This window comes from Pseudochrobactrum mosebachae, from assembly GCF_048914685.1.
GTDB lineage: Bacteria > Pseudomonadota > Alphaproteobacteria > Rhizobiales > Rhizobiaceae > Pseudochrobactrum.
In genome coordinates this window covers 338,540-358,810 of the sequence record NZ_CP128408.1, presented here as the reverse complement: position 1 = coordinate 358,810, position 20,271 = coordinate 338,540, and the positions used below count along the sequence as shown (strand labels likewise).

The following is a 20,271-nucleotide window of genomic DNA, read 5'->3' as shown; positions in this document are numbered from 1 at the left end:
AACTGTGTTTAAACAAACAGAGAGAGCGGTTTTTCCTGATTCAAGGAACAGTGAAAACGCTCTAGCAGGAATATACGGATAAAGATGGACAATCAGAACAAGCAGCAGGAACCTCATAGCGGATTGATCAAACATGGTCAGTCCGAAGGTTCGGATAATGCAGCCAGTGATGCTGTAATTTCCGTGCGCGATGTAACGGTTGCCTTCGGCCACAATGTGATTTTGGACAAGCTTGATCTGGATATCCGGCGCGGGGAAGTGCTCGGTTTTATCGGGCCGTCCGGTTCTGGCAAATCGGTATTGATGCGTACGATTCTCGGGCTGAACCAGAAAAAGTCTGGTTTGATTGAAGTGTTTGGTCAGGATGTTGACAAGGTCAATGAACGCCAGAAAATGGCGATTGATATGCGGATGGGCGTGCTGTTTCAGCAAGGTGCATTGTTTTCATCGCTGACGGTACTGGAAAATATTCAGGTGCCGATGCGTGAATATCTCGACCTGTCACCTAAATTGATGAATGAGCTGGCACGGCTGAAAATTGATATGGTGGGGTTGAAACCTGATGCCGCCGAGAAATACCCGTCTGAACTCTCCGGCGGTATGATTAAACGTGCGGCCTTGGCACGGGCGTTGGCACTTGATCCTGAAATGGTGTTTCTCGATGAGCCGACATCCGGACTTGACCCGATTGGTGCAGCAGATTTTGATGATTTGATTGCCAATTTACGCGATACAATGGGGTTGACCGTTTATATGGTGACGCATGATCTCGACAGTCTTTTTGCAATTTGTGATAGAATTGCTGTATTAGGACAAAAGAAAGTTTTGGTAGACGGTACGGTTGAGGAATTGCTGAAGTTTGACGATCCATGGGTTCAGTCTTATTTCAATGGTAAGAGAGCGCGGCAGATTGATCCGCAAGCGGCCAATCGCCGTCGCACTATACCGCATAAGTCTCAAGACGCAGCGCAAACCGGTTTTGAAACAACAGGTGTGAATTTGAAAACACATAACGGCCAACCTACGGAATTGGATCAATAATGGAAACAAAAGCCAATTATGTTCTGGTCGGCATTTTCACACTGGCAGTGACAATGGCTGCTTTTGCTTTTGTCTATTGGGCAGCGCGTTTCGGCGAAAACAACGATGCTTTGCCGCTGGAAATCCGTATTCCGGGGTCGGTAACCGGCTTGTCCAAGGGCAGTCAGGTGTTGTTTAACGGTATTAAAGTTGGCGACGTGCGCCAGATGTTCCTTGATCCGCTCAATCCGAATATGGTTATTGTGCAGACCGACGTGAACCGTACCACGCCGATCACCCGTTCGACCAAAGCTGAATTATCTTCGCAGGGTCTCACCGGCATCAGTTTTGTTGAGCTGAAGGGCGGTAGTCTGATGGAGCCCAACCTGATGGAAGAGGCTGATAAAGGCGGCTATGTTGCGCGTATTAATGCCGATCCTTCGATTTTTACTGATCTGATGGCCACTGCTAAAGATATTTTTGGCCGCACCGAGCGTGTGCTTGGCGGGTTAGAAGGCTTTGTGAATGATGCCCGCGGCCCGCTGACTGAAACGGTTAAAAACACCAAGACCTTTACAGATGCTTTGGCTAAAAATGCTGATGTGGTAAATGCTCTTGGCGACAGCGCCGGTGATATTCAGAAAACCATTCTGGAAGCCCGCGAAATGATGGCACGCCTCAATGATGCGTCAAAGCAGGTCAATGGCATTATGGTCAAGGTTGACAAGATGCTGTCACCGGAAGACCGAGACGGGGTGGTTGCACAGGCCAAAGCCGCTTTGGCGTCTATCCAGCAAACATCGGATAATCTCAACCGCAGAATTGGTCCTATTGCCGATAACCTCACCAGTTTCTCTGGCAAGGGTCTGAGCGATATGCAGTCTGTGGTGGTTGACAGCCGACGCTCTATACAGCGCATTGAACAGGCAATTACTGACCTTGAACGTGATCCGCAGCGCATTATTTTTGGCGGTTCCGGCACTGTCCCGCAGTTTGACGGAAGGAAACGTCACTGATGAATTTATATAGTCCAAAACTTCGTTTTGTCAGTAATAGCCTGAAATTCCGTTTTGCGGGTTTGGGTTTGGTTGTTTTGCTGGCTGGTTGTACCTCAACCACGCCCTTAGACACATTCAGCCTCAGCTCTTCACCACAGGTGCAGATCGCTCAACAGCGCAAAAATGTGCAGATCTTGGTGCCGACACCAGCAGCATTGAAGGCGCTTGATAGCGAGAATATCGTTGTCCATAATGCACCGGGCTCGATTACTTATCTTAAAGGCGCACAATGGGGCGACCGTCTGACCAATCTGGTGCAGGCGCGTCTGGTGCAGGCCTTTGAAAATAGCAATGCAGTTGGCGGCGTCGGGCGTCCGGGTGATGGTCTGGCGATTAATTATCAGGTGCAGGCTGAATTGCGCGATTTTGGCATTAATGCATCATCGTCGCCGCAGAGCGCTAAAATCGAACTGGCTGTGCGGGTGCTTAATGATAAAACCGGCGAAGTGCGCTCTACACGCATCTTTACAGCTACGGCTCCGGTGAGCGGTGCTGGCAATCAGGCTTATATTCGTGCTTTGGATGCCGGTTTTGCTGATGTAACAAAGCAGATCGTGGCTTGGGTTGTTTCAGTCATTTAAACTGCTGCAAACCACACAAGATATTTGATAAAGCAAAGATATAAAAAGCGGCATCACTGCCGCTTTTTTACTATTTAAACTTTCCGATAAAACTTGTTGTTTTTGCCAGTATTTATGGAAGAAAAATATTATGTTTGCTGCATAAGTTAACAAGCGGAATATGCGTGATTCTCTTAATGATAGGACGCTGCCTAGAGCAGTTTCAGGAAAAGTGGGAACCGGTTTTCCGCCCGAAACTGCGTTTAAACAAACAGATAGAGCGGTTTTGCTGCTCCAATAAAAAATGAAAACGCTCTTGAGCATTTCACTATCAAGTTGTTTCAACTTGATAGGTATGACAATGCGAAAAAAACTAAATTCTTGAGCGAGCGCTGTGATCCAGTCTGATCGTAGCCGTTCCAAACCAGGTGGAGATGACTTGCAAAGGGAAGATATCGCATGACATTGCATCAGATGTTAGCTTTCGCAGTTATCTTGCTGATGATGGCGGTCTTTATCTGGGGACGCTTTCGGTATGACGTGGTGGCGCTTTGTTTTCTGCTGATGTCGGTTGGCTTGGGGCTCGTGCCTTATGATAAAGCTTTTACCGGCTTCAGCGATGATATTGTGATCATTGTCGGCAGCGCGCTGGTTGTTAGTGCCGGTGTAGCGCGCTCAGGGCTTATGGAAGCCGCCGTGCAACGTTTTGTACCGCATCTCAATGCCGTGCGGCTGCAATTGATCTTGCTTGTCACTGTGGTTACCGTGCTGTCGGCTTTCGTTAAGAATGTTGGTGCTCTGGCGATTATGATACCGGTGGCCATGCAATTTGCGCGCCGCTCCAATGTATCGCCTTCTGTTTTTTTGATGCCCATGGCTTTTGGTGCCTTACTGGGTGGTTTGATGACCCAGATCGGCACATCCCCCAATATTGTCGTTTCGCGCGTACGTCAGGAGATGGTTGGCGAGAGCTTCACCATGTTTGATTTCACGCCCGTTGGTGCCACACTTGCTGCGATTGGCATTATTTATCTGGCGCTGTTTTACTGGCTGGTGCCACAGCGCAAGCGTGAAAATATCAGCGTTGATGAAGCTATAGAGATCAGCAATTATATTTCTGAAGCTAAAGTGCCCAAAGGCGCATCGGTGATTGGTAAAAAAGTAACTGATCTGGTGAAGCCCGCTGAAGGCAATGCCATGGTCACCTCGATTGTGCGCGGTAATAACCGTGTGGCACCGCTTCCGGATACAGTGATTGCACAAGGCGATGTGATCCTGATGGAGGGCGACCCGAAGGCGCTTGATGCAATTGTCAGCAGTGGTAAACTCAAGCTCTCTGAAAATCGTGTGCCATCTAAAAGCACAGGCTCTGCGGAAATTGAAGCCATCGAGGCGGTGATCGGCAAAGGCTCGGCGCTGATCGGTACTTCGGCACGTCGGCTTAATCTCTATGAAAACTATGATGTCAATCTGTTGGCTGTGAGCAGGCAGGGTGAGCGGATCACCGAGCGCTTGGGCGAAGCAGAGTTCCGGCAGGGCGATGTGGTGGTTTTGCAGGGTCGGCAGGGTATTTTACCGCCATTGCTACGTGAGCTTGGCTGCTTGCCACTGGCACGCCGCACAATCCTGTTTGGCAGTGTGCGCCGCGGCCTTATTCCGCTGTCGATTTTACTGATAGCAATAACAGCAACGGCTTTCGGAGTTCTGCCGGTTTCAATCGCTTTTTTTGCAGCCGCTGTGGCAATGGTCGTGTTCAGGGTTATTCCTGTTGGTGAGGTTTATTCTGCGGTCGATGGCCCGATATTAGTAATGCTTGCAGCGCTTATTCCGGTGAGTGATGCGTTGCGCACCACCGGCGCTACAGATGTGATCGCCCAATGGCTGACAATTGTAGCGCAGCAAATGCCGCCAGCCGGCGCGCTCGGGCTGATCCTTATCACGGCAATGGCAGTGACCCCGTTTTTGAATAATGCCGCCACAGTGCTGGTTATGGCGCCGATTGCCACCAGTTTTGCTTCCGGTCTCGGCTTTAAACCGGAAGCGTTTTTGATGGCCGTTGCAATTGGTGCCGGTTGCGATTTTCTGTCACCGATCGGCCATCAGTGCAATACATTGGTTATGGGCCCCGGTGGCTACAGGTTCAGGGATTATCCGCGGCTTGGGCTGCCATTATCGTTCATTATTATTTTGGTGGCTGTGCCGGTGCTGATTTTCTGGTGGCCGCTGAAATAACGACCTGAGTTTAGTCGTCTTGTGGCAGCAGCCGTTCTATACTGCAAAATATCTGCTGCCATTCGTCTTTCGACAGATCAAGCAGCTGGAAACTGCGTAATAAAAACGCTCCCTCATTGGCAATGAAGGCAAGGCGGGCATTACGGCCTTGCTCGGTTGAGGCATCCAGACCGTCAAGTTGCCGACGGTACCATTCACGGGTTTTATCCAGATGCTCAGAGCTGGGATTAAGGCTCGCCATCATCACGGCAAAGCGTGAATCACTCAAAGGATCGCTGTCACGGGTCACGCGGATATGTGCTGCAATATGAGAGAGGGGATCAGTCTTGCCTTTCAGCTGTAGGTTGACGGCTTTATCAAAGCCGATGCCCCAGCGTATCAGCATAGCATTGATCAAGCCTTCTTTGGTGCCAAAACAATATTGTACGCCGCCTTTTGTAATGTTGGCCGCTTTAGCCAGAGCATCAATCGTCAATGCAGCAACGCCATGCTCGGTGACTATTTTTTCAGCCAGATCCAGCAGGTGATTGCGATCTATCGTACGTGGCCGACCGATTTTGGTGTTGTTTTTACTTTCCATACGTATGGATTTAAATTAACCGAAAAAATATTACAAGTTTTATCCGGTTCTCTGCGGACTTACCGGCACAGCAGAAGTGGAATATTTTATGCTTTTGAATAATCGCTGGCTGGTACTGGCCATCGTTTCAAGCGCTTTGTTTCTCATCGTTATAGATATGACGGTGCTGTATACGGCCTTGCCGCGCCTTACCCATGATCTTGGTGCCAGTGCTTCTGAAAAGCTCTGGATCATCAACGCTTATCCTTTAGTGGTGGCGGGGTTGCTGCCGGGCTTAGGCAGCCTTGGTGACAGGATAGGGCACCGGCGCATGTTTATTGCCGGCTTGGTGGTGTTTGGTCTTGCTTCATTTGCAGCAGCCTATGCGCCTTCAGCCTCGGCTCTGATCGCGGCACGCGTATTGCTGGCAGTTGGTGCGGCTATGATGATGCCTGCAACCCTGTCTATTATCCGGCTCACTTTTGAAGATGAGAATGAACGCTCGCTTGCAATCGGTATCTGGGCTGCTGTCGCATCAGGTGGGGCGGCTTTCGGGCCAGTTGTCGGCGGTGTGCTGCTTGAATATTTCTGGTGGGGTTCTGTATTCCTGATCAACGTGCCAGTGGTTGCAATTGCGCTGATAATGGCTGTGCTCGTGCTGGAAAAACGCCCTGGCAATGCCAGCCGCAAATGGGACCTGGTTGGTTCGCTGCAAGTGATGGTCGGATTGGTTGGCGTGACCTTTGCGCTGAAAGAACTCGCCAAACGCGATAGCTCAATGGTGCTATTTAGCGGCGCACTAATCATTGGCCTGTTAGCTTTGTTTGTATTCGTACGCAGGCAGCAGACTGGAAAAACCGTGCTGATCGATTTCGGCTTGTTCCGTAACATTAAGTTTTCATCCGGTGTTTTGGCGGCTTCTGTGTCTTCTGCCACATTGATCGGTGTTGAGTTGGTCTTTAGCCAGCGCCTGCAACTGGTGAGCGGATATTCCCCGTTAGAGGCAGGTTTGCTCATCCTGCCTATTCCGCTCGCAGCTTTTGTTGCAGGGCCATTGGTTGGTCTCAGCCTGCCAAAAATCGGCGCTGCCCGTGTTTTATGGGGCGGTATGGCTATTACCGGTATTGGCTGCACGCTTTATCTGTTCAGCTTTAATTTGCAGCCGCATCTATGGCTGATTGGCCTGACCATTATGGGGTTTGGCGTGGGGGCGGCAATGACGGGTGCTTCAACATCCATTATGGGGAGCGCACCACCAGAAAAAGCCGGTATGGCGGCCTCGATTGAAGAAGTGTCATATGAGCTCGGCGGGGCTATGGGGGTAACCATTTTCGGTAGTCTGATGACGGCAATTTATACTGCTTTTATGATTGTTCCTGCTGGCACAGAGCTATCAGAAATCGTGCGTGACAGTTTGGATGAGGCGCTGTTACTGGCTGAAAACCTGCCGCTGGATCAGGCTCAGCAATTACGATTACTGGGCTTTGCAGCCTTTGATCAGGCTTTTGTATGGGTGCTGGCTTCTGCTTCCATACTGATTTTTGCAACCGCTTTACTGATCTATCGCATGAACCGCACGCAATAAAATCAGATTAAACAAAAAAGCCGCCTCACATAATTATGTAAGGCGGCTTTTTTCGTTTTAACTAATAAGTGCTTATTTATCGTCTTTCATGCGGGCAAAATAATTGGCCAGCAACGCACCTGAAATATTGTGCCATACGCTGAAAATGGCACTTGGAACCGCAGCAAGCGGTGAAAAATGCGCATTGGCAAGTGCAGCTCCAAGGCCGCTATTTTGCATGCCCACTTCAACAGCAATCGCTTTGCGTTTTGCAAGCGGCATACCGCTGAGCTTGGCTAAGGTAAAGCCGAGCAGATAGCCAATACCATTATGCAGAACCACAACGGCGAAGATCAGCAGGCCGGAAGTTGCAATTGCAGCTTTGCTGCCAGCCACAACCGCTGCAACAATCAGCACAATACCGGTAACGCTAACGAGCGGCAAAGCAGGGATTGCGGCTTTAACCACACCCGGAATGAGCTTCTGTGCCAGTACACCGAGTGCCAGTGGTACGAGGATCACTTTAACAATGCTCATAAACATCGCCATGGCATCAACCGGCAGGAACTGGCTGGCAAAGAACCATACCAGAAACGGTGTTACCAGCGGCGCAGCCAATGTGGTTACGCTGGTGCAGGCGACCGACAATGCCACATCACCCTTGCCGAGAAAGGTCATAACATTGCTCGATGTACCACCGGGGCAGCAACCGACGAGAATCACACCGGCAGCAACTTCAGGTGACATCGGAATGATTTTTGTAAGCGCAACGGCGAGCAGCGGCATGATCAAAAACTGAGCGGCCACACCAATGCCCACATCAACCGGACGGCGCACCACTTCGCGGAAATCATCTAGCGACAGGGTAAGCCCCATGCCGAACATGATAATACCGAGCAGGGTAACAATATACGGGCCAAAAAGTTTGAATGTATCAGGGAATGTAAAACCAAGCACGGCAAACAGCAGAACCCAGACCGCAAAGGTCTTTCCTACAAATGCCGAAAATGATGCAATCGCTTTCATTACGGATAGTCCTTATTCAATAAAAACACTGCTACCAGTGCTGAAATTTAACGTTATTAAAACGAAAATCTTCAAGCGGATGATGAACAGGCGATTTTCCCTTTAAAGGGAAGCTGTACCCGATCTAGTTCCTATATTGTGAAGTGACAAGTTATTATTGCAATGAAACAGACCGCCAACCCGCAATATTCGAGATTTATAAGAGGGCTATGTAAACCTAAAGTTACATGACATCCCCTGAATATTGCGCGTTAGCTCTGCTCAATAACTTGAAATTGCAGTTTTGGATATACGGTTTTTATTGTGAATTATTCATTGAATCGAACAAAAATGAAGGCATTTGAAGTATAGTTTTAATGAAGTGAGTTTCGATATCTATTCATTTTGAAAGTGACAATATATTCAGTAAAAACAAAAGGTTGTGTTTGCTAATTTAAGTGTTGCGCGATGTTTTTTAGTGTCTAACATTTGTTGAGTAACTGTCATGCAAAGATAAATAGCGGAGTCGTACATGTCTTGTAATCTCACGTCTAAAATTGCACTCAGCCTGATGTTCTCAGCATCACTTTTAAGCCAGGCGATAGCCCAAAAATCCGAACAGGATATTAAAGCCTATAAACAACAGGCTGTAGCGGGAGTGGAGAGCCGCGCCAAGCTGGCTCAGCAGATGACGGATTCAATTTTCAGTTTTGGGGAACTGGCGTTTCAGGAGGTGGAAACATCAAAATACATTACCGATATTCTGGAAAAGAACGGCTTTACCATTGAGCGTGGCGTAGCTGGTTTGCCGACAGGTTGGGTTGCACGCTGGGGATCAGGCAAGCCGGTGATTGCACTGGGAAGCGATATTGATGGTCTGCCCAAAACCTCTCAAATGCCCGGTGTTGCCTATCATAAACCGATGATTGAGGGTGCGCCAGGTCATGGTGAAGGGCATAATTCTGGTCAGGCGGTTAATGTGGTAGCCGCATTGGCGCTAAAAGACCTGATGGAAAAAGAGAAAATACCCGGCACATTGATGCTGTGGCCCGGCGTGGCTGAAGAGCTGGTGGCGGGTAAGGCCTATATGGTACGTGACGGTGTTTTTAATGATGTGGATGCGGTGCTGTTTACCCATGTCGGCAGCAATCTGCAAACCTCGTGGGGGGCCGCCAATGGTACCGGCCTTGTCTCGGTTAAATATACCTTTCATGGCGAAACAGCACATTCTGCCGGAGCGCCATGGCGTGGCCGCAGTGCGCTTGATGGCGTGGAACTGATGAATGTCGGCTGGAATATGAAGCGTGAGCATTTGCGCCCTGAGCAACGCTCGCATTATGTGATTCCGGATGGCGGTGATCAGCCTAATGTGGTGCCATCGGTTGCCAGTGTCTGGTATTTCATCCGCGAGCTGGATTTTGAAAACATCTCCAAAAACTTTGCTGTTGCCAATACTATGTCTGAAGCAGCCGCAAAAATGTCTGATACCACGGTTGAGCGGCAGATTATTGGCACAGCCGCACCGCGCCACTATAACCGCCCGATGGCAGAGGCAGCCTATGCCAATATCATGGAGGTTGGTCTGCCAAAATGGACAGAGGATGAAAACAGCTTTGCTAAAACTGTCCAAAAACTGGTTAAGGGCAAAGAAGAGGGGCTGGCAACCGAGCTGAAAAAACTCGCGCCACCACCTGCAAAACTTGAAAGTGGTGGCTCTGATGATATTGGCGATGTGTCATGGACTGTGCCGACAATTACGGTCAACTTTCCATCCAACATTCCTAATCTGCCGGGGCATCACTGGTCGAGCGCCATGTCAATGGCCACACCCATCGCTCATAAGGGCGTGGTTGCCGGTTCTAAAGTTGTTGCCATGACTGGCATTGATCTGTTGACCAAGCCGGAATTGCTGACCGCAGCGCAGGAATATTTTAAAACCGAGCAGCAGAAAGACCAGCAATATCTGCCAATGCTGACTGCTGAGGATAAGCCGCAAATTCAGCTGAACACCGAGATTATGCAGCAGTTCAGACCGGAAATGCAAAAGCTCTATTATGATGCAGAGAAATATCCGAGCTATCTCGACCAGCTCGGCGTTAAGTTTCCTGAGCTTGAAGCGAAATAATCTGATTTGTGCTTGAAGCGAAATAATATGATTTAGCTGAGATTAAAGAAGCGGCCGCTCTGTGGCCGCTTTTTATCATTTCAAAGCCGCGTAATCCTGTAGGCGCAACGCCGTGCGCCATGCAAAATATGTTCACAGCGCTCTATTTTACAATCATTACCTAAAATCATCTGAAATATATTGAGTTCGGAACGGCAAAACCCTTGGCAAATCGTTGCTGCGGCGCAGATAGGGCAGTGATTTTCAATCAATAGCCATGTGCCGTCACTTTCCTCGCGCCATTCACACATATAGCCTTCTTCACTGCGCAATTTTGCAAGACATTCAAGGCGTTGCTCAATAGTTGTCATGGCTGCGGTCGCAGTAGTGTAGCTCTCCAGCGTTTCCTGCTCACGCAGCGCTATAATCCGCTCTGTTAGCCCTTCACCAAGGCTGTTCGTATGGCGCAGTAAAGTCACCGTCAGATCAGCATGGGTATCAGGAAATTGCGCATTGCCTTTTTCAGTGAGTTGCCATGATTGCGTGGGTCTGCCTGCTTTGGCTGGCTTTGCAACAATGTAGTTTTCTATCAGCCCATCACCGGCACATTTTTGTAAATGCTGACGGATATTTTCAGCACCGGTACCTATAATTTTAGCAAGAGCGGATATCGTTTGCGGGCCACGGGTTTTAAGAATAAACAACAAGCGTTCTGCGGTGCTGTGTTGCATTTGCACCGTTTTTTCAGAGTTAAATTTTTCGTCCGATATTGTCATGTCAGAACTTGACATTTAATCTCCCGCTGAATATTCCAAGTGGATACTTGCTTAATTAGCGGCTTTGACAGGGCTTGGCAACCCGACCGGCATAATCCGGTTAAAATTAATGAGAAAACAGGCGCATTCTCGTCGTGACTCGTGGTTTTTGATCGCTGCACCGGAGATAACTATGTCTGATCCAGCACACATCAGCAGTCACCATCAGGTTGGCTGGGGTGATTTGTTGACCGGCACAAATGCTATTCGCTCCATTGCCTTGGCTGGTGGCGTGGCGTTGCATGCTATTAATGTTTATATCGCAACAACTATTCTGCCATCTGTTGTTGAAGATATTGGTGGTCTGGATTATTACGCCTGGAATACGACATTATTTGTGGTGGCATCGATTATCGGCTCTACATTGGCTGTTAAGCTGTTGCGGGCAGTGGGGCCTCGCAAAGCCTATGCGATTTCTGCCTGTATTTTTGCGCTTGGCACGCTGATTTGTGCGCTGTCTCCGACAATGCCGGTCTTGCTGATTGGTCGTTTTGTTCAGGGTTTTGGCGGCGGCTTCATGCTGGCACTGTCCTATGCAATGATCCGTATTGTGTTTCCTGAAGCTTTGTGGCCGCGTGCTATGGCGCTGGTATCGGGTATGTGGGGTGTTGCAACCTTGGTTGGCCCTGCTGTCGGCGGCATTTTTGCTGAAATGGGTGAGTGGCGCATGGCGTTTTGGTCAGTTGTGCCTGCCGCTTTGTTATTTGCAATGATGGCGGTGTTTGTGCTGCCGGATATGCGTCATAAATCCGAAGAGGCCAATAATCTGCCATGGATGCAGCTGAGCCTGTTGACCCTTGCTGTGTTTGCGGTTTCGCTTGGCAGTGTGAGCCCTGAGGTGTTGTGGAACACTATCGGTATCGGTACTGCAATTGTGCTGATCGGCATCATGATCCGTCTTGAAAACACCAGCACCAAGCGTCTGTTACCACGTGGTTCATTCAGCTTCAGCCAGCCGCTCGGGCCTCTGGTGGCAACAATGGCATTGCTGGCGCTCACAGTAACGTCGATTGAAGTATTTATTCCGCTTTTTTTGCAGGTTCTGCATCACCAGACACCACTGATTGCCGGTTATCTGGCAGCATTGATGGGGGCTGGCTGGACACTTGGCTCAATCATAAGCTCGAGTATTGCATCTTCCCGCGTTCGTGATGTGTTGATTATCGGGCCGCTGACTTCGCTTGCCGGTATGATCGTGTTGCTGCTGGTGCTGCCAGCAACCAGCGAAGGTACATATTTTGAGTTACTGCCGCTTTGTGCAGGCTTTATCGCGGTTGGTTGTGGTGTGGGCATGACGTGGCCGCATCTGCTAACACGGGTTTTGCGTGTTGCACCGGATGATGAGAAAGATCTGGCCTCAACAGCGATTACCACTGTGCAGTTGTTCTCGGCAGGCTTTGGTGCGGCTATGGCCGGCATGGTCACCAGCCTTGGTGGGCTGGCGGTGCCGGGCGGCGTGGCAGGTACCGCAAGTGCCGCATTCTGGTTGTTCCTGATTTTCTCATCAGGACCGCTGCTGGCCTTTATATGTGTGTCGCGGACAATCAAGCGCTGGTAGTCAAGCGTTGGTGGTCAAACCTCAACAGTGAAAATGAAAGCTGATCTTTGCAAGCGCACAGGTCAGCTTTTTTTCGAGCGTAAATAGGGCTTACGAATGAAGCGCCACAGCACCAGCACGACAATAATCAGCCCGTAAATCAGTGGCTCCGGCGGCCAGCTTTTAACCGACATCAGAAAATGCAGGCACCCCGCCAGTGCGATGATATAAACCAGCCGGTGCAAGGACTGCCAACGGGCTTTCAGCTTGCGGATCGACCATTGATTGGATGTGAGAGCCAAAGGGATAAGCAGCAAAAATGCAAGGAAGCCGATAATAATAAACCAGCGTTGCGTGACGTCCTTCAAAATATCCGGCCAGTTGAAGCCGCGGTCAAGGCTGAGATAAGTGACAAAATGCAACGCCACATAATAAAAGGCCAGCAAGCCGAGCGCACGGCGATAGGGCATGAAATTGAGCCGGAACAGATCGCGCAGCGGTGTGACAAGCAATGTCAGGATTAAAAAGCGCAATGCCCAAATCCCCAATACATGCTCAAAGGTTTTAACCGGATTGGCGCCTAGCTGATTGTTGATTGCGAGCCAGAAAGACCAGAGGGCAGGCGCTAAACCAACCGCATATATACCCCAGCGCAACCATGGATTGTTCGGAATTTTTATGGGTGGTTTGCGGGAAGCCTGTGTTTTATTGCTGGTTGGCCTTTTGAGGGGCGGCACAGATAGAGTATCAGCATTTGAATTTGTATTCATGCCGGTTTGCCCCCTTATTGAAAAGACCTTTAATAGTTTTTGGTCAGATTCATGCCACTATAGAGCTGGGCGACCTGCTCACCATAGCCGTTAAATGGCAGGGTATCGCGTCTGTCCGGTGAGAAAAAACTGCCGCTGCCAATGCGCGTTTCTGTTCTCTGGCTCCAGCGCGGATGGTCAACAGCCGGATTAACATTGGCATAGAAGCCGTATTCAGAAGCATTTTGCATATTCCATGCGGTCGCTGGCTGCTGGTCGGTGAGAGTAATTTTGATGATCGACTTAATGCCTTTGAAGCCATATTTCCACGGTACAACCAACCGCACCGGCGCGCCGTTTTGATTGGCAAGCGTTTCACCATAGAGCCCTGTGGCAAGCAATGTGAGCGGGTTCATTGCCTCATCAAGGCGCAAGCCTTCGCGATAAGGCCAGTCTATCACTGGAAACACATCGCTGATGCCTGGCATTTCCTGTGGGCGAACAGCGGTTTCAAAGCTCACATATTTGGCCGAACCAAGCGGCTCTACCAGTTTAAGTAGTTCAGAGAGTTGAAATCCCTGCCATGGAATCACCATTGACCATGCTTCAACACAGCGCATCCGGTAGACACGTTCTTCAATCTGCATTTTGCGGATCAGGTCATCAATATCAAATTTGGCTGGTTTGGCGACCATGCCGCCAACCTCCACCACCCACGGGCGCGGTTTAAACTTGTCAGAATTACTGGATGGGTCTGATTTGCCGGTGCCGAATTCATAAAAATTATTGTAGGTCAGCACAGAATCTTTTGGTGTCAGCTTTTCATCGGTTTTAAAGCCATCGGCAGTGTCTTTTGCTGCAGCGCTATAGGGGAGCAAACCACTGAGGCCAAAGCCTATACTGGCGGCCAGGCCGGTCTTAATCAGTTCACGCCGGCGCAGATAAAGCCCGAGTCTGGTAATTTCTGATCCGGCAATACCGGATTTGAACGACGGTTTTGTCATGATTTCAGCTCCGTATAGCTCTGTGAGCGAGCATGAATAGAATTAAAACCTATATCTGTGGTTTATTTTGGTTCAAACACGGCATTAAAAGCGGGAAACTTAATACCGGCAATAAAAAAGGCTCCGAAAGGAGCCTTTTTCAAAACTTACAGACCGCAGATTACTTGCGTTTTGCGAGTGGTACATAATCGCGTTGCGCAGGGCCCGTATAGAGCTGACGCGGACGGCCGATTTTCTGTGCCGGATCTTCAACCATTTCTTTCCACTGGGCAACCCAACCGATGGTACGGGCAACAGCGAACAGAACGGTAAACATTTCTGTCGGAAAGCCGAGCGCCTTAAGTGTGATGCCGGAATAGAAATCGATATTCGGATACAGTTTCTTCTCGATGAAATATTCATCGGTCAGAGCAATGTTTTCCAGTTCCATCGCAACATCGAGCAACGGATCGTCTTTAATGCCAAGCTCGCCCAGAACTTCATGGGTGGTCTTCTGCATGATGCGGGCACGCGGATCGTAGTTCTTGTACACGCGGTGACCAAAGCCCATCAGACGGAACGGATCATTCTTGTCTTTAGCTTTGGCAATATATTCCGGAATACGGTCGACCGAGCCGATTTCAGCAAGCATATTCAATGCTGCTTCATTGGCGCCGCCATGTGCAGGGCCCCATAGGCAGGCAATACCGGCAGCAATACAAGCAAACGGGTTGGCGCCTGATGAACCGGCAAGACGCACGGTTGAGGTAGACGCGTTCTGCTCATGGTCAGCATGAAGGATGAAAATACGATCCATGGCGCGTGCCAGAACCGGATTGACCTTATATTCTTCGCAAGGCACGGCAAAGCACATGCGCAGGAAGTTTGATGCGAGGTCGAGATCATTTTTCGGATAAACGAAAGGCTGGCCAACGTGATATTTATAGGCCATTGCGGCCAGTGTCGGCATTTTCGCGAGCAAGCGGATTGAGGCAACCATGCGCTGGTGCGGATCGGTAATATCGGTTGAGTCGTGGTAGAAAGCAGACATAGCGCCCACACAACCAACCATGATTGCCATTGGATGCGCATCGCGGCGGAATCCGGTGAAGAAACGCGACATCTGCTCATGCACCATAGTGTGGCGTGTCACGCGGTAGTCAAAATCTGCTTTCTGGGTCTTGGTCGGCAATTCGCCGTAGAGCAGCAGATAACAGGTTTCCAGAAAATCGCCCTGTTCAGCAAGCTGTTCAATAGGATAGCCACGATGCAGGAGAACGCCTTCATCACCGTCAATATAAGTGATTTTAGACTCGCAGGAAGCGGTAGATGTAAAACCCGGGTCGTAGGTGAAGGAATTTGTATTTTTGTAAAGCGGGCCGATTTCAACAACGTCTGGTCCGATTGTGCCCTTGCGGACCGGCAACTCGACTGTGTTGCCATTTAGCGTGATATTCGCTGTCGTATTAGACATACTTGTTCCTTTCATCATCGCGCTCACTGCTTGGGGATCGCAGCAAATTAGAGCATAATTCCGAAAATCATCATTTCGGACAGTATTAAGCATATAAACATATAGTTAGGGCATTTTTGCTGACGCTGCCAGTTTGAAAAATGCCAAATGCAGGACATCAAGCAATGTTCATGAAATTTTCGAATGACACCCTGCGTAATTTACGGATCAAACTATCTTAATTGTAACGTGTTGCAATGTAGAAATTCGCGTTTGATTGTACAATTTTCCGTCAGTTATTATTTCTTGCGACAGAATTGCTTTTTAAAAGCTTTAACGCCGCGTTTTCCAAGAAAACACGGCGTTAAATGAGGTTTAAACAGCCTGATCTTTGATGCGTCCGAGCGCTTCTTCACGCCCAAGCACCACGAGCACATCAAACACGCCGGGTGAGGTTGCTCTGCCGGTAAGGGCGGCACGCAGTGGCTGCGCAATTTTACCAAGTTTCAGACCGGTTGATTCTGCATGGGCGCGCACGGCAGCATCCAGTGCTTCTGCAGTCCAGTCCGCAGCTTCGAGCTGCGGCAGCACGCCTTTAAGAATGGCACGGCCCTCATCATTGAGCAGGCTGGTGGCTTTTTCATCGAGCGGCAGCGGGCGGCTGACAAACAGGAATTTTGCACCGTCTGCGAGTTCAACCAGCGTTTTAGCGCGATCTTTCAGGCCCGGCATTGCTGCCAGCAATTGCGCGCGGCGTTCATCGCTCATCAACGTCTGCAGCTCTGCACCACCTTCAATATAAGGCAGAACATCAATCAGCGCCTGTGTCAGTTCGGCATCAGCAGATGCACGAATATGCTGACCATTAATGGCTTCCAGCTTCTGGAAATCAAAACGTGCGGCACCTTTGTTGATATCTTTGGTATCAAACCATTCAATCATCTGTTCAGGTGTCATGATTTCATCATCACCATGGCTCCAGCCAAGGCGCACCAGATAATTGCACAGCGCTTTCGGCAGGTAGCCCATTGCGCGGTAAGCTTCAACGCCAAGCGCACCATGACGCTTGGAAAGCTTTGCACCATCTGCACCGTGAATCAGCGGGATATGGGACATTTTTGGCACGTCCCAGCCCATTGCATCGTAAATCACGGTCTGACGGGCGGCATTGGTCAGATGGTCATCACCGCGGATAATATGGGTAACGCCCATATCATGATCATCAACCACAACCGCATGCATATAGGTTGGCGCACCATCTGAGCGCAGGATGATGAAATCGTCGAGATCCTTGTTCGGGAATCGCACATCGCCCTGTACGTCATCATAGACAACAGTTTCGCCCTCACGCGGGGCTTTGATGCGGATTGCTGGCTTCACGCCTTCCGGTGCTTCAGAGGCGTCGCGGTCGCGCCAGCGGCCGTCATAACGTGGCGGGCGGCCTTCCGAGCGCGCCAGTTCACGCATTGCTTCCAGCTCTTCCTGTGAAGCGTAGCAATAATAGGCTTTGCCCATTTTCACCAGCTGTTCGGCAACTTCGCGGTGCCGTGGTGCACGTTCCCATTGGGAAATAGCATCGCCATCCCAATCAAGGCCCAGCCATGTCAGGCCCTCAAGGATAGCGGCAGTTGCTGCCTCGGAGGAGCGCTCGCGGTCAGTATCCTCAATGCGCAACAGCATTTTGCCGCCGGTATGTTTGGAATAAAGCCAGTTAAACAGCGCTGTGCGTGCGCCACCGATATGCAGATATCCGGTTGGGGAAGGCGCAAAGCGGGTAATAACGGGTGATGACATCGGTCGCTCCGTATCTGCGGTAAGACTACAATAATTCGCGGTTATATCCGAATATAGCCGGAAAAGAATGTAATTTGCCGCCTCTCGATTTCTTGTAACGTTCATGTAGCATAGGCAGCTCAGCGTGCAAGACTTGATACAATTATCAGAGGGCAGAACCGGCCTTTGTGGCCATAAAACGCAATATTGCTACGTTTTATGGTGGTTTTTGAACTTTTTTACTTGATGAGACTGTCAGTTGCGGGGGCATTTCAGACAGTATGACCAACGGGTATGGCGATCAAAACGGTCAGCAATACAGTGGGAGTGAGTCCCGCCAAGGCAATGGCGGGATAGCAACGGATAATGCTCGCCCAAACGGATTTAGTGATGAACAGGCCATGCTTGGCCTTAGCAGCAATGTGTGCGCTGAAAATAGTTCTGAGCATTTATTTGTTCACGATGACTTTATAACTGCATATCCGCTGCCTGTAATTGAAAAGCCGTTACCGGAAATCCGTCTGACGGTTGGGCAGCACTGGCATAAACTCATTGAAATCGTCACGGATGCTCTGCTTTATGAATATGAGCGGGGCACTGTGTTTTTACTGATAGCCTGTGTAACCGGTGGCGGTGCTGTTCATTATTTTGCTCTGCTGAGCGAGCCTTACTGGCTGCAACTGAGCATACCGGCAGTGCTCATCTCATGCCTGCTATTGTTGCTGCGCGATACGCTGATCCGTAGAGTTATCCTGACACTGGTTTTGGCTTTTATCGCCGGTATGGCTGCGGCAAAATGGGAGACACAACGCCATGCCACGCCAATGCTCGGCAGCTCTGTTTCGTTCGTTTTAACTGCACGTATTGTTTCCATGGATCAGGAGGCGCCAACCAATGGCAAGGCCGGTCGCTGGCGGGTGGTGGCAGATGTATTGGCAACAGAAAAACCGCAATTACGCTATGCACCGCGCCGTTTGAAACTTTCAACCAGAGATTTGCCGGCTTTAGCTGAAACCGGAGCGGTGATTAAAGGTGCGGTGCGTGTGCGCCCGCACGGTGGCCCTGTGCGTTCCGGCCAGTATGATTTTGCTTTTCATGGCTTTTTTCGAGACATTGGTGGTAACGGTTTTTTTCTCGGTACGCCTAAAATGGCAGAGAATTTGACGGCTTTCCCCGATAATAATGCAGGCTGGGGCGCAGATGTCCGGGCTATTATTGCACGAATGCGGGCGCTTATTGGCGGCAGAATTATGCAGGCGCTACCGGGGGAAGAGGGAGCGGTGGCCGCCGCCCTCATCTCAGGGCAGCGGGCAGGGATTAGTGAACCCACCAATGAGGCGCTGCGTATGGCAGGACTTGCGCATATTCTCTCTATTTCCGGTCTGCATCTGGCTATGGCGGCAGGCATTGTCATGTTCAGCGCGCGTGGTTTTGCTGGGCTGTTTCCGTCTTTGTCACTCTATTATCCGGTTAAAAAGATAGCCGCGCTGATTTCATTGTTTTCATCCGGATTCTATCTCGCGGTTTCAGGCGGCGATGTCGCAGCACAGCGCAGCTTTATTATGCTCGCGGTAATGTTATGCGCGGTTATGTTTGACCGGCAGGCAATGACCATGCGCAATCTGGCAATTGCGGCGCTGTTTAGCATTATGCTCACACCTCATGAAATTTTGGGCCCAAGCTTTCAGATGTCCTATTCCGCAACCGGTGCGCTGATTGCTGCCTTTGCATGGTGGAAATGGCGTGCAAGACTTGCAGGCAATAAAACACGCAAGCAGGGCGGCATTTTATTTCGTCTCAGGCAAGCGGTGGTTGGCACACTCGCCACATCACTGGTGGCCGGCACGGCAAGCGGTTTGTTTGCTGCCTTTCACTTTAACAATGTGGCGCCGCTGGGCATGCTGGGCAATGTGCTGGCATTGCCGGTGATATCGGTGCTGATCATGCCATTTGCAGTAATGGGCTTGTTATTAATGCCGCTGGGGCTGGAGTGGTTGCCCTTGCAGGTGATGGGGAAAGGCATTGAGCTGGTAAAGTGGGTTGCGCATTTTGTGGCTGATCTGTCACCGGATCTAATTCCGGGATTGCTGCCTGCACCGGTCTTGCTGCTCTGGACGATTTCCATGCTGCTGCTCATGATCCTAACCAGCCAGGCACGCTGGCTGGCACTGGTTTTCCTTGGGGCAGGCGGTATGGCACTTGTGGTATCCGTAGTGCCGGATGTGATTATTTCTGAAGATGCCAGACTGGTCGCCGTGCGGCAGAAAAATGCCCTCTTTGTTAATCGCGCGCGCCCAGCCGGATTCACCATCGCAAACTGGAAAAAGGCCTATAGTATTACCGAGGTGAAAATACCGGCCACGACTACGACAACGACAATGACAACAGATCAGATGGGTTTCAGCTGCGGAGAGGGTTTATGCAGTTATGATTTTGAAGATAGCCGTATATTGGCCTATGCAGAAAACCCGGTGGCTGGGCAGGCTGCCTGCCTGATCGCAGATATCGTTATCCTTGCCTATGCAGGCGATATTTCATGCGCACAGTTACACGATAACAAGCCATCAAAAATCGATAATCAGCTTGTGATCAGCCGCCAGCAACTGGCTTTAAAAGGCGTTGCTGAAATCTATCTCGCTCCATCGCAGGATGTTTTAACGCCGCATAAAACTGTGTTTGCATTGGCCGCGCCAGAGCGCCCGTGGCATTTATACCGGCTCTATTCACGCCCTGCACGTAACCTTGCAGATTGGAAATGAGGCAGGCAGGAAATAAATAAAATCCAGCATGCTAAAAATATACTGATATCCATTTGCGGACACTTACCAGCGAGAGCGTTTTCTTCATTGCTTTATCAGC

The 20,271-nt window shown here is 50.0% G+C and carries 15 protein-coding genes; 8 read left to right on the top strand and 7 right to left on the bottom strand.

Annotation, left to right across the window (positions count from 1 at the left end; genetic code table 11):
* Positions 1 to 84: 84 nt before the first annotated feature.
* The 4 genes from MP213Fo_RS01610 to MP213Fo_RS01595 all read left to right on the top strand — a co-directional run bounded on the left by MP213Fo_RS01610 (position 85) and on the right by MP213Fo_RS01595 (position 4,870).
* The gene (locus MP213Fo_RS01610) at positions 85 to 1,041 is read left to right on the top strand and encodes an ABC transporter ATP-binding protein (RefSeq protein WP_421089959.1); all 957 of its coding nucleotides are present in this window, start codon (positions 85 to 87) and stop codon (positions 1,039 to 1,041) included.
* Positions 1,041 to 2,036: an MlaD family protein gene (locus MP213Fo_RS01605; RefSeq protein WP_421089958.1), complete on the top strand. Its 996-nt coding sequence runs from the start codon at positions 1,041 to 1,043 to the stop codon at positions 2,034 to 2,036. The genes MP213Fo_RS01610 and MP213Fo_RS01605 overlap by 1 nt, the downstream gene beginning before the upstream one ends.
* Complete coding sequence (locus MP213Fo_RS01600; protein WP_421089957.1) at positions 2,036 to 2,659, top strand: ABC-type transport auxiliary lipoprotein family protein; 624 nt, start codon at positions 2,036 to 2,038, stop codon at positions 2,657 to 2,659. Before MP213Fo_RS01605 ends, MP213Fo_RS01600 begins: the two co-directional genes overlap by 1 nt.
* A gap of 438 nt (positions 2,660 to 3,097) precedes the next feature.
* Positions 3,098 to 4,870, top strand: coding sequence for an SLC13 family permease (locus tag MP213Fo_RS01595; protein ID WP_421089956.1), 1,773 nt, complete (start codon positions 3,098 to 3,100; stop codon positions 4,868 to 4,870).
* Between the two features lie 10 nt (positions 4,871 to 4,880).
* Here MP213Fo_RS01595 and MP213Fo_RS01590 read toward each other — a convergent pair whose 3' ends face one another.
* The gene (locus MP213Fo_RS01590; protein ID WP_421089955.1) at positions 4,881 to 5,450 is read right to left on the bottom strand and encodes a TetR/AcrR family transcriptional regulator; all 570 of its coding nucleotides are present in this window, start codon (positions 5,448 to 5,450) and stop codon (positions 4,881 to 4,883) included.
* Between the two features lie 88 nt (positions 5,451 to 5,538).
* On the opposite strand from MP213Fo_RS01590, the gene MP213Fo_RS01585 reads away from it, so the two are divergent.
* Positions 5,539 to 7,014, top strand: coding sequence for an MFS transporter (locus MP213Fo_RS01585; protein ID WP_421089954.1), 1,476 nt, complete (start codon positions 5,539 to 5,541; stop codon positions 7,012 to 7,014).
* 72 nt (positions 7,015 to 7,086) lie between these two features.
* Here MP213Fo_RS01585 and MP213Fo_RS01580 read toward each other — a convergent pair whose 3' ends face one another.
* Positions 7,087 to 8,019, bottom strand: a complete 933-nt coding sequence (locus MP213Fo_RS01580) for a bile acid:sodium symporter family protein (RefSeq protein ID WP_421089953.1) — start codon at positions 8,017 to 8,019, stop codon at positions 7,087 to 7,089.
* Between the two features lie 511 nt (positions 8,020 to 8,530).
* On the opposite strand from MP213Fo_RS01580, the gene MP213Fo_RS01575 reads away from it, so the two are divergent.
* Positions 8,531 to 10,123, top strand: a complete 1,593-nt coding sequence (locus MP213Fo_RS01575; RefSeq protein ID WP_421089952.1) for an amidohydrolase — start codon at positions 8,531 to 8,533, stop codon at positions 10,121 to 10,123.
* Between the two features lie 80 nt (positions 10,124 to 10,203).
* On the opposite strand, the gene MP213Fo_RS01570 is transcribed toward MP213Fo_RS01575, so the two are convergent.
* Positions 10,204 to 10,893: a helix-turn-helix transcriptional regulator gene (locus MP213Fo_RS01570; protein WP_421089951.1), complete on the bottom strand. Its 690-nt coding sequence runs from the start codon at positions 10,891 to 10,893 to the stop codon at positions 10,204 to 10,206.
* 157 nt (positions 10,894 to 11,050) lie between these two features.
* Here MP213Fo_RS01570 and MP213Fo_RS01565 point away from each other — a divergent pair, with 157 nt between their 5' ends.
* Positions 11,051 to 12,475 (top strand): MFS transporter, encoded by a 1,425-nt coding sequence (locus MP213Fo_RS01565; protein WP_421089950.1) that lies wholly within the window; start codon positions 11,051 to 11,053, stop codon positions 12,473 to 12,475.
* A 62-nt stretch (positions 12,476 to 12,537) separates the two neighbouring features.
* Here MP213Fo_RS01565 and msrQ read toward each other — a convergent pair whose 3' ends face one another.
* From msrQ to gltX, 4 genes are all read right to left on the bottom strand, one after another.
* Positions 12,538 to 13,224 (bottom strand): protein-methionine-sulfoxide reductase heme-binding subunit MsrQ, encoded by a 687-nt coding sequence (msrQ, locus tag MP213Fo_RS01560; RefSeq protein ID WP_421089949.1) that lies wholly within the window; start codon positions 13,222 to 13,224, stop codon positions 12,538 to 12,540.
* A 29-nt stretch (positions 13,225 to 13,253) separates the two neighbouring features.
* Positions 13,254 to 14,207 (bottom strand): protein-methionine-sulfoxide reductase catalytic subunit MsrP, encoded by a 954-nt coding sequence (gene msrP, locus MP213Fo_RS01555; protein ID WP_421089948.1) that lies wholly within the window; start codon positions 14,205 to 14,207, stop codon positions 13,254 to 13,256.
* Between the two features lie 160 nt (positions 14,208 to 14,367).
* Positions 14,368 to 15,660 (bottom strand): citrate synthase, encoded by a 1,293-nt coding sequence (gene gltA, locus MP213Fo_RS01550; protein WP_421089947.1) that lies wholly within the window; start codon positions 15,658 to 15,660, stop codon positions 14,368 to 14,370.
* A 354-nt stretch (positions 15,661 to 16,014) separates the two neighbouring features.
* Positions 16,015 to 17,433, bottom strand: coding sequence for a glutamate--tRNA ligase (gene gltX, locus MP213Fo_RS01545; protein WP_421089946.1), 1,419 nt, complete (start codon positions 17,431 to 17,433; stop codon positions 16,015 to 16,017).
* Positions 17,434 to 17,693: 260 nt separating this feature from the next.
* Between gltX and MP213Fo_RS01540 the strand changes: the two genes are divergently transcribed.
* Complete coding sequence (locus tag MP213Fo_RS01540; protein WP_421089945.1) at positions 17,694 to 20,171, top strand: ComEC/Rec2 family competence protein; 2,478 nt, start codon at positions 17,694 to 17,696, stop codon at positions 20,169 to 20,171.
* Positions 20,172 to 20,271: the final 100 nt, after the last annotated feature.